This is a genomic window from Nocardia sp. NPDC004722, from assembly GCF_053601505.1.
Genome location: NZ_JBSGBY010000323.1, coordinates 1 through 9,649 on the forward strand (window position 1 = coordinate 1; position 9,649 = coordinate 9,649).

Genomic DNA, 9,649 nt, shown 5'->3' on the forward strand with positions numbered 1-9,649 from the left:
AAATCCGAACACACGGCGGCCCTGCCGAGCTGAAGGGGTCCTACTAGATCAGGGAGCTCTCAGCGTGGAAATCTGTCCGATTCCACGCGGTGAGAACCAATGGCGCCTGCTCGGCGGCGGTCTGCTTGCGCGAAGGGCGCTTGCCGAACAGGCCGCGGCCGCCCTTGGCCTTCGGGATGACCTCGTCCTGCGGGAGATTCTGAACCGGGGCAGGCTCGTACGCGGTGTCGGAGACCTCACCCTCGGCCAGCCAGGGCGGGAGCATGGGGAGGCCGTCGTTCTCGCGACTCACATCTACCCCCGGGTGCTCGACCGATCTAGCTGGACAGGCCGTAGTTTAGCGATCTCCCACGGAGGTGTGCCCGCTGTGCTGGTTCTCGGTGCACGTCACAGCGCCCGTATTTGGCCGGATCTGGGGAAACGGGTAAGCTAGGCGGCTGGTGACTTACATAGTGGTTGTGGCATGTCTATGTGCCGCCCCAGTGAGTATGTCACCGGGTTGGCCAGCATGCACCACGAACTTCTGGGCCGACCAGCCGTAATGAGCTTGAACCAACCAGGTTCAGCCTAACCGGGATCGCGGAGGATATGGCGAAGAAGGAAGGGGCCATCGAGGTCGAGGGCCGGGTTATCGAGCCGTTGCCCAATGCGATGTTCCGGATCGAGCTGGAAAACGGGCACAAGGTTCTGGCCCACATCAGCGGCAAGATGCGGCAGCACTACATCCGCATCCTCCCCGAAGATCGCGTCGTCGTTGAGTTGTCGCCTTACGACTTGACTCGCGGCCGCATCGTCTACCGCTACAAGTGAGTCGCTTGGGGACTCTTGGGGCTTCAGCCCCAAACCCCAAGAACAGAGGATTTTGGGGGCCAGGCCCCCAAACCCCCACAGATTTCCGGGGCGCGAGCTCCGGGTTTCCCTGGTCTATCCGGCCGGGGAAAAACTGTGTTCACGGCCAGTGAACACCGACCCAGATTGGATCTGACGTGAAGGTTCAGCCGTCCGTCAAGCCGATCTGCGAGAAGTGCAAGGTGATCCGCCGTCACGGTCGGGTCATGGTGATCTGCGAGAACCTGCGCCACAAGCAGCGTCAGGGCTGATTACCGCCAAGCACCGAACGCGGTTCGGATTGGCAGTAATAGAAGAACTCCCAGCTCCAGTCGCCGTCGACGAGTCCCGTAGGGGACGGACGGCGGCCTACCCCCGGTACGGAGGCCGGGGCCCCACTTACGAGGGGACGGACAGGGAGCAGACCTCCGCAAAAGTAAGGAATCGCCAAACATGGCACGTCTGATGGGCGTCGACCTCCCGCGCGAAAAGCGCATGGAGATCGCGCTGACCTACATCTTCGGCATCGGCCGGACCCGCGCCAAGGAGATCCTGGACCAGACCGGCGTCAGCCCGGACCTGCGTTCCAAGGACCTCAGCGATGACGACCTGACCAAGCTCCGCGACTTCATCGAAGCCTCGGACATGAAGGTCGAGGGTGACCTGCGCCGCGAGGTGCAGGCCGACATTCGTCGCAAGATCGAGATCGGCTGCTACCAGGGCATCCGCCACCGTCGTGGCCTGCCCGTGCGTGGTCAGCGGACGAAGACCAACGCTCGTACGCGCAAGGGTCCGAAGAAGACCGTCGCCGGCAAGAAGAAGTAGGGATAGCGCATGCCTCCGAAGAGCCGGGCCTCGGGCCCGAAGAAGACTCAGAAGTCGCGTCGCCGGGATAAGAAGAACATCCCGCACGGCCACGCGCACATCAAGAGCACGTTCAACAACACGATCGTGTCCATCACCGACCCCGAAGGCAACGTCATCTCCTGGGCGTCCTCCGGCCACGTCGGTTTCAAGGGCTCGCGTAAGTCGACTCCGTTCGCCGCGCAGCTCGCCGCCGAGAACGCTGCCCGCAAGGCGCAGGAGAACGGCGTCAAGAAGGTCGACGTTTTCGTGAAGGGTCCGGGTTCGGGCCGCGAGACCGCCATCCGTTCGCTCCAGGCCGCGGGCCTCGAGGTCGGCTCGATCTCCGATGTCACTCCGCAGCCGCACAACGGCTGCCGTCCGCCCAAGCGGCGTCGCGTCTAGCGGGAAAGGAAGAGTAGAAAAATGGCTCGTTATACCGGCCCTATCACCCGCAAGTCGCGTCGTCTGCGTGTCGACCTCGTTGGAGGCGACCAGGCGTTCGAGCGTCGTCCTTACCCGCCCGGCCAGCACGGCCGCGCGCGGATCAAGGAGTCCGAGTACCTGCTCCAGCTGCAGGAGAAGCAGAAGGCTCGCTTCTCCTACGGCGTGATGGAGAAGCAGTTCCGCCGCTACTACGAAGAGGCGAACCGCCAGAAGGGCAAGACCGGCGACAACCTGCTGCGTCTGCTCGAGACCCGTCTGGACAACGTCGTGTACCGCGCCGGTCTGGCCCGTACCCGTCGTGCCGCCCGTCAGCTCGTGTCGCACGGCCACTTCGTGGTCAACGGCGTGAAGGTCGACGTGCCGTCGTTCCAGGTGTCGCAGTACGACATCATCGACGTCAAGCCGAAGTCGGCCGGCATGCTGCCGTTCCAGGTCGCGCGTGAGACCATCGGCGACCGCACCGCCCCGGGCTGGCTGCAGGTCGTGCCGGGCCGTCTGCGGATTCTGGTGCACCAGCTCCCCGAGCGTGCGCAGATCGATGTTCCGCTCCAGGAACAGCTGATCGTCGAGTACTACTCGAAGTAATAGGCGCGCAACGCGCCGCTGGTGTGGACCGGGGGGGCTTCGCCCCCACACCCCCTGAAACGGGGGACCGGGGGCTTTGCCCCCGGACCCCCATTTTTATGAAAAGGGTTGGGGCGCAAGCCCCGGGGCCACACAAGCTCCCAATTCGTGAGCATCAAATGGTGGGTGCTCGAAGGAGGAAGAAATGCTGATTTCACAGCGACCGACGCTGACCGAAGAGGTCGTGTCCGAGAACCGGTCGCGGTTCACCATCGAACCGCTGGAGCCGGGCTTCGGTTACACCCTCGGCAACTCGCTGCGGCGCACGCTGCTGTCGTCGATTCCTGGTGCGGCTGTCACCAGCATTCGCATCGACGGCGTGCTGCACGAGTTCACCACGGTTCCGGGCGTGAAGGAAGATGTCACCGACATCATCCTGAACCTCAAGGGCCTCGTGGTGTCGTCCGAAGAGGACGAGCCGGTCACCATGTACGTGCGCAAGCAGGGCCCGGGCACCGTCACCGCCGGTGACATCGTCCCCCCGGCGGGCGTGACCGTGCACAACCCGGACATGCACATCGCCACCCTGAACGACAAGGGCAAGCTGGAGATCGAGCTCGTGGTCGAGCGCGGTCGCGGCTACGTCCCGGCCGTGCAGAACAAGGCGTCGGGTGCGGAAATCGGCCGGATTCCGGTTGACTCGATCTACTCGCCGGTTCTCAAGGTGACGTACAAGGTCGAGGCCACCCGTGTCGAGCAGCGCACCGACTTCGACCGGCTCATCCTGGATGTCGAGACCAAGAACTCGATCTCCGCGCGGGATGCGCTGGCGTCGGCGGGCAAGACCCTGGTCGAGCTGTTCGGTCTCGCGCGCGAGCTGAACATCGAAGCCGAGGGCATCGAGATCGGCCCGAGCCCGGCCGAGGCGGACCACATCGCCTCGTTCGGTCTGCCGATCGAGGACCTGGATCTCACCGTTCGGTCGTACAACTGCCTCAAGCGTGAGGGCGTGCACACCGTCGGCGAGCTGGTCGCCCGCACCGAGTCGGACCTGCTGGACATCCGCAACTTCGGTCAGAAGTCCATCGACGAGGTCAAGGTCAAGCTGCACTCGCTCGGCCTGTCCCTCAAGGATTCTCCGGCTTCCTTCGATCCGTCCTCCGTCGTCGGCTACGACGCGGCCAGCGGCACCTGGAGCGACAGCGGCTCGTTCAGCGACACCGACAGCGGCGAGCAGGACTACGCCGAAACCGAACAGCTTTAGGTCATTCGGGGTGTAGCGCCCCGAATCGGCCTTCAACACAGGAGATTCAACAATGCCCAAGCCCAAGAAGGGTGCCCGCTTCGGCGGGACGGCGTCGCACCAGAAGGCGATCTTCGCCAACCTGGCGACGGCGCTCTTCGAGCACGGTCGCATCACGACCACCGAGGCCAAGGCCAAGGCGCTGCGCCCCTACGCCGAGAAGCTCGTGACCAAGGCGAAGGGCGGCACCCTGGCCGACCGTCGCGAGGTCATGAAGGTGATCCGTAGCAAGGACATCGTCCACGCCCTGTTCGCGGAGATCGGCCCCTCGTTCGAGGGTCGTGACGGCGGCTACACCCGCATCATCAAGACCGTCCCCCGCAAGGGTGACAACGCTCCGATGGCGATCATCGAGCTGGTCCGCGAGAAGACCGTGACCAACGAGGCCGATCGTGCCCGTCGCGTCGCGGCTTCGCAGAAGGCCACCGAGGCCCCGGCCGCCGAGGCCGTGGTCGAGGACGCCCCCGAGGAGACCGTGGCTGACGCCCCGGCCGCCGAGGCCAAGGACGCGGAGTAAGTCCTTACGGACTGGACGAGAGGGTTTCAGGGGCTTCCCCTGAAACCCCTTCTTCCACCGGGGTACAGGGGCTTTCCTGAACCCCGCTCCAAGTTCGACCGGGATGCGAGTCCCGCAGGTGGAGAAGCCATGAGTGAGCCCGCCGTCCCCTCCGGGTCGGCGGGCTTTCTCCATGTTAACCAGGAGATCGCTGTGACCGTAGAGGTTCCGACGCCCGAACCGGTTTCGATTAGGGTACGGCTGGACATCAGCTACGACGGCACCGATTTCACCGGCTGGGCGCGGCAGCCCGGCCTGCGGACCGTGCAGGGCGTGCTGGAGGAGGCGCTGAGCAAGGTGCAGCGGGAGCCCATCCAGCTGACGGTGGCCGGGCGCACCGACGCCGGGGTGCACGCGGAAGGGCAAGTCGCGCACTTCGATACGCACACCGAGGTGGACGGCCCCAAGCTGGTGCACCGGCTGGCGCGCTTTCTGCCCAAGGACGTCCGGGTCAAGGACGTCAGTCTCGCGCCCGCGGACTTCGACGCCCGCTTCTCGGCGATCCGCCGCCACTACGCCTACCGGCTGACCACCGCCGCCTACGGCGCGGAGCCGTTGCAGGCCCGCGGTGTGGTCGCGGTGCGGTCCGGTCTCGATGTGGAGGCTATGCGTGAAGCCTCCCGAAACCTGTTGGGCCTGCACGATTTCGCCGCCTTCTGCAAACGTCGCGAGGGCGCGACCACCATTCGTGAACTGCAGCGCTTCGACTGGGCACAGGACGGCGACCTGCTGACCGCCTACGTCAGCGCCGACGCGTTCTGCTGGTCCATGGTCCGCAGCCTGGTCGGAGGCGTGTTGGCGGTCGGCGAGGGCCGTCGTACACCCGCCTGGATCGCCGGTCTGCTCAACGAGCGGGAACGGTCCAGCTCCATCACCGTCGCCCCCGCGCACGGCCTGAGCCTCGTCGCCGTCGACTATCCCGCCGATTCCGAATTAGCGGCCCGCAATCTGCAGACCCGCGAGGTGCGCACCGTGCCGAGCGGCGAAGATTGCTGTGGCGGATAGGGTTTCGGACGACATCCCCGTTCCCGAGATCCGACGGATGGAATTGCGGTCCGGCCCGGAGCTGGGGCGGGCGGAGGCCTTCGAGCAGTGGGAGGCCGGGATGATCGATACGTACTTTCCGTTGGCCGTCGCGCCGCTGCCCGCACCCGACTTCCACGGGCGGATCAGTCACGGGCGCTACGGCGACCTGGACGTGACCGGTATCGGATCCGCACCGCAGCAGGTGCGATTGACCGACGGCCTGATCGCGGCCGCGGATGACGAGTATCTGCTCGCGAGCGTGTGTGTCGGCGGGAGCGGCCGACTGCACCTGGGTGACCGGACCGCCGAGATCCGCCCCGGCGAGATGGTCTTCTTCGGCAGCAGCCGGAAACTGTTGTGGGAGTTCGACGCCGCCTGGGAGAAGACGGTGCTACAGGTGCCCGTGGCGAGCCTGCGCGAGCGTACCGGCCTGACCCTCGACGATGTGCCGCTGGCGGTCACGCTGCCGAACTCGGGCGCGGCGGCGGTGGTCTCCCGGTTCTTCCGCGAGCTCGCCGGATTGCAGGAGCGCGCGCCGGGAGCGGCCGCGCTGATCGGCGAACCCGCCTTGGATCTGCTGGGTTCCGCGGTGCTGCTGGCGGGCGGCCGCCGCCCGGGCCGGGTCTCCGCCGATGCCCTGCTGCGGGAGCGGGTGCTGACCTTCATGCGCGATCACCGCGCCGACCCGACACTGTCGGTGGACCGGATCGCCCAGCGCTGCATGATCTCCCGCCGCGCCCTGTACCGCATCTTCGATGAATTCCCCGACGGCCCGGCGGCGGTCTTGCGCCGCATGCGCGTGGAGCGGGCCTGCGACCTGCTCGCGCACACCGACCTCTCGGTACCGGCCATCGTGGCCGCCTCGGGATTCACCGGCGAACGCCAGTTCTACCGTGCCTTCCGCACCGAGATCGGCACCACCCCCGCCGCCTTCCGCACCGGCGGCCGCAGGTAGCGCTGTCGCCGCCGATGGGCGCGAAGTTCGCTTGTCGCCGTGCCGACTCTGACCGCCATCGTCGCGATCACCTCCAACTCCGGCCCTGTTCACAACGGCCGAGGCGGTAATTCGGTGGCAGTCGTCGGAAATGTTCCGGGGGTGCGAAGTTTTATCCTCGGGTGGTTTTCGGTGGTCGGCCGCGGATCGTTTGTGCCATGGGTAAATCGAAGAGCGGCCGCGGCCGCGACAACCGCCGGAAAGCACGTGATCGCAGCTGCCACTCGGCGCGCCGGGCAGCGCGCCGAGCCGATGACCGCCCGGGATATCGTGAGATGGGAATCGATCCGCGGTGGGCTGTCGATCGAGCTCTCACCATCGCATCGGGCTTCCCCGCCGGCGTCGACCTTTTCGAAATCGAGTTTCTGATCGCGCGACTGCTCGTGCCCGGCGGCATGGAGGACAGCGGTCTCCGGGAATTGTTCGGGGCGTTGACCGTACAGGCGCTCGAATCGCGCGCTACTCCGGAGTCGGTCGGGTTGTTGCGCGGTATTTCGGGACTTACCGCCGGTGAGTTGTCCAGCGCCGCCGCGTCGGCGGCGGATCGGCTCGAGACCGCCGGGATCGTGGCGCCGCGCTGGTGTGGTCGGCTGGTCGCACCGGTGCGCGCGGTCGCGCTCACGCGCTCCACGGCACCGCAGGTCGCGGTGTTGATGGGCAGCTTCGAGCGTGGTGGCGATATTCACGGGTTCCTGGTGTGTGTGGATCTCCGCGATGGAGTAGCCGCGGCGATAGTGCCGATGCTGGGTGACGTGCCGGGTGTGGAGGGGCAAGTGGCCGGGGTGGGTCTGCCGGGCGTCACACAATGCCTGTCGGCGGGGGAGTTTCGCCGTGAGGTCGAGTCGGTGCTCGATCGTCGGGCACTGCGGGATCGGGCGGATCTGTACGGCGGCGTCGTGTCCGATGCCGCCGAGGAAGGCGAGAATCCACCCTATGCGCTCGCCGCGACACTGCTGCGGGCACGGCTGGCGGCAATCGAATCGGCGGTCGTGATCTCGGATGCGGTGGACGGGTGAAAGAGCAAGTCCGCTATGAGGATTCGTAATGCGAGTTGCGGGGAATCGGGTGATTCGGGCGGCGGGATGAAAGTTGGATGTTGTTAAGGGAATTGGGGGGTTGGGGGATGCGTGGGGTGCGAGAATCGGGCGATGAGGGGCGGCGCCACGCCTGCGGTGGTGGAGGTTCGGTCCACGCCGGAGGTTTCGCAGCAGGAGACGTTCGAGGAGTGGGAGGCCGTGGTCGCGGCGGCCTACGTTCCGCTGGTGGTGACGCCCGTGCGGGCGGGCGAGTTCCGGGCTCGAATAGTGCAGTCCCGCTTCGACGGGATCGATGTGTCGATGGTGACGGCCAGCGGGCAGCATCTGAGCCGGATTCCGCGCTTGATCCACCAACCCGAGGAACCGATTCTGTTCGCCAGCGTGACCACGCACGGGCACGGCTGGCTGGAACAGGACGGACGAGTGGGGGAGCTGGCCGACGGCGGACTCACCCTGCACGTGAGTTCGCGGCCCTTCAGCGCGCACTTCGAGCAGTCCTGGGGCGTGGTGGCGGTGCAGGTGCCGCTGGCGGAGGTGGTGAGCGCGTCGGGAGTGCCGTCGGATCGGATACCGACCGCGATGCGGTTTCCCCCGGACGGCGCGGCGGGCATTGTCGGGCGCTTCTTCTGCGGACTGGCGCAATTGCAGTACGGCGCACCGGATCAGGCGGCGGAGCTGGCCAAGCACGGTACCGGCCTGCTGGCCTCGGTGGTGCAGCTGGCGGCCGGGGACCTGCCTCGCGACGAGCCGGCGCGGGCGCTGGCCAAGCAGCGGGCGCTGGGATACATCCAGAGCAACTACGCCGATCCGGAACTCACCATCGATCAGGTGGCCGGCGCCTGCTCGGTGTCGCGCCGCACCCTGTACCGCCTGTTCGAGCAGGGCGAGGACGGGGTGGCGGCGATGTTGCGGCGGATGCGCGTGGAGCGTGCCCTCGCGCTCATCCGGACCGATCCGACCCGTCCGCTGCTGTCGGTGGCCCGCGCGTCGGGCTTCGTGTCGGAGCGGCAGTTCTACCGTGCCTTCAAACGCGAAACCGGTATGACGCCTGGCGAATTCCGCACGCATCGTGCCTGATCAGACTATGAAACAGGGGTGACGCTATTTGGCAGTGATCTGGCACGGGCGGGCAGTCACAAGGCGGCCATAGCTCGCAATACTGGACACGCGCCGCCCGGTCGCCGCCTCGAGCCGCCGACGACCGGGCAGGCGGCCTCCAGATTCCCGGCGTCGCCCGGGCAAAGTTTCCCGCGTCGCCTGCGCAAACCGGTCGTGTGCGCAATATCTCAGCGGGTCCGCCGCAATCCTCCTGTAGGCCAGGTCTTTTGCGATTTCACCGCCGAAAAATCCGGGCAATTGGTCTGTTTCGTCGCATCGGTCGGCTTCATTCGCAGTTTGCCAGCGGCCCGGTAGTGGAATGATGGCGGAGTGGGTACCGCCTCCACTGCCAGCGCCGAAGTCCGCACGACCTCGGAGGTCTCCGCGCGCCAGGCATTCGAACAGTGGGAGGCCCTCGTCGCCGACGCGGTGTTGCCCTCGATCATCGAGCCGCTGCGGCAGGGGCACTGGTACGGCAAGGTCCGCTCCACCTCGTTCGACCGCTCCAGCCTCACCCTGATGACCTCCAGCGCGCAGCGCGTGGTGCGCACCAAACGTCAGCTCGAACAGGCCAGTGCGGACTTCCTGCTGGTGAATATCGTTGTCGAGGGCGCGAACTGGACCGAGCAGAACGGCCGGCTCGCCGCGGGCGGCGCCGGGACCATCGCCTTCTACGACAGCGCCCGCGCGATCGAGAGCCGCACCACCGAGAACGCGGTGTCCACCATCGTGCGCGCGCCCATGGCCGCGGTGCTCGAGCACGCCGGGATCGCGCGCGACGAACTACCGATCGCCCGGGCGATTCCGGCGACCGGCGCCATGGGCGTGGTGACCGACTTCTTCCGGGGCATGGCGTCGCTGCCCGTCGACGAATCCAACCGCGCGGCGGACGTGCTGGCGGGGACCCTGGTGCGCACGGTGGCAGGCTTCGCGCCCAAAGCCCCCGCCAGATC

13 protein-coding genes are annotated in these 9,649 nt (G+C 66.7%); 12 read left to right on the forward strand and 1 reads right to left on the reverse strand.

The annotated features are described in order from the left end of the window. Window positions 1-43 precede the first annotated feature (43 nt). Window positions 44-292, reverse strand: a complete 249-nt coding sequence (locus ACWELQ_RS27450; RefSeq protein ID WP_452399931.1) for a hypothetical protein — start codon at window positions 290-292, stop codon at window positions 44-46. Window positions 293-588: 296 nt separating this feature from the next. On the opposite strand from ACWELQ_RS27450, the gene infA reads away from it, so the two are divergent. The 12 genes from infA to ACWELQ_RS27510 all read left to right on the forward strand — a co-directional run. After that, window positions 589-810: a translation initiation factor IF-1 gene (gene infA / locus ACWELQ_RS27455; RefSeq protein WP_040804562.1), complete on the forward strand. Its 222-nt coding sequence runs from the start codon at window positions 589-591 to the stop codon at window positions 808-810. Window positions 811-986: 176 nt separating this feature from the next. Next, on the forward strand, window positions 987-1,100 hold the full coding sequence (rpmJ, locus tag ACWELQ_RS27460; RefSeq protein WP_033085975.1) for a 50S ribosomal protein L36: 114 nt from the start codon (window positions 987-989) through the stop codon (window positions 1,098-1,100). A gap of 181 nt (window positions 1,101-1,281) precedes the next feature. Further along, the gene (rpsM, locus tag ACWELQ_RS27465; protein WP_033085976.1) at window positions 1,282-1,653 is read left to right on the forward strand and encodes a 30S ribosomal protein S13; all 372 of its coding nucleotides are present in this window, start codon (window positions 1,282-1,284) and stop codon (window positions 1,651-1,653) included. A gap of 9 nt (window positions 1,654-1,662) precedes the next feature. Next, complete coding sequence (rpsK, locus tag ACWELQ_RS27470; protein ID WP_067818955.1) at window positions 1,663-2,076, forward strand: 30S ribosomal protein S11; 414 nt, start codon at window positions 1,663-1,665, stop codon at window positions 2,074-2,076. 21 nt (window positions 2,077-2,097) lie between these two features. Further along, a complete protein-coding gene (rpsD, locus tag ACWELQ_RS27475; protein WP_452399932.1) occupies window positions 2,098-2,703 on the forward strand; it encodes a 30S ribosomal protein S4 in 606 nt (201 codons plus the stop codon). A 184-nt stretch (window positions 2,704-2,887) separates the two neighbouring features. After that, entirely contained in the window at window positions 2,888-3,946 is a 1,059-nt protein-coding gene (locus ACWELQ_RS27480; RefSeq protein ID WP_033085978.1) for a DNA-directed RNA polymerase subunit alpha, read from the forward strand. A gap of 52 nt (window positions 3,947-3,998) precedes the next feature. Then, the gene (rplQ, locus tag ACWELQ_RS27485) at window positions 3,999-4,502 is read left to right on the forward strand and encodes a 50S ribosomal protein L17 (protein ID WP_452399933.1); all 504 of its coding nucleotides are present in this window, start codon (window positions 3,999-4,001) and stop codon (window positions 4,500-4,502) included. Between the two features lie 129 nt (window positions 4,503-4,631). Continuing rightward, window positions 4,632-5,546, forward strand: a complete 915-nt coding sequence (gene truA, locus ACWELQ_RS27490; protein WP_452399934.1) for a tRNA pseudouridine(38-40) synthase TruA — start codon at window positions 4,632-4,634, stop codon at window positions 5,544-5,546. Window positions 5,547-5,583: 37 nt separating this feature from the next. Further along, window positions 5,584-6,522, forward strand: coding sequence for a helix-turn-helix domain-containing protein (locus ACWELQ_RS27495; RefSeq protein WP_452399935.1), 939 nt, complete (start codon window positions 5,584-5,586; stop codon window positions 6,520-6,522). A 314-nt stretch (window positions 6,523-6,836) separates the two neighbouring features. Then, window positions 6,837-7,577 carry a hypothetical protein gene (locus tag ACWELQ_RS27500; protein ID WP_452399936.1) on the forward strand — a complete coding sequence of 247 codons (741 nt, stop codon included), beginning with the start codon at window positions 6,837-6,839 and terminating at the stop codon, window positions 7,575-7,577. Between the two features lie 132 nt (window positions 7,578-7,709). Beyond that, window positions 7,710-8,675, forward strand: a complete 966-nt coding sequence (locus ACWELQ_RS27505; protein WP_452399937.1) for a helix-turn-helix domain-containing protein — start codon at window positions 7,710-7,712, stop codon at window positions 8,673-8,675. Between the two features lie 351 nt (window positions 8,676-9,026). Continuing rightward, window positions 9,027-9,649 (forward strand): cupin domain-containing protein (locus tag ACWELQ_RS27510; protein ID WP_452399938.1); only part of this gene is annotated, 623 nt, incomplete at its 3' end.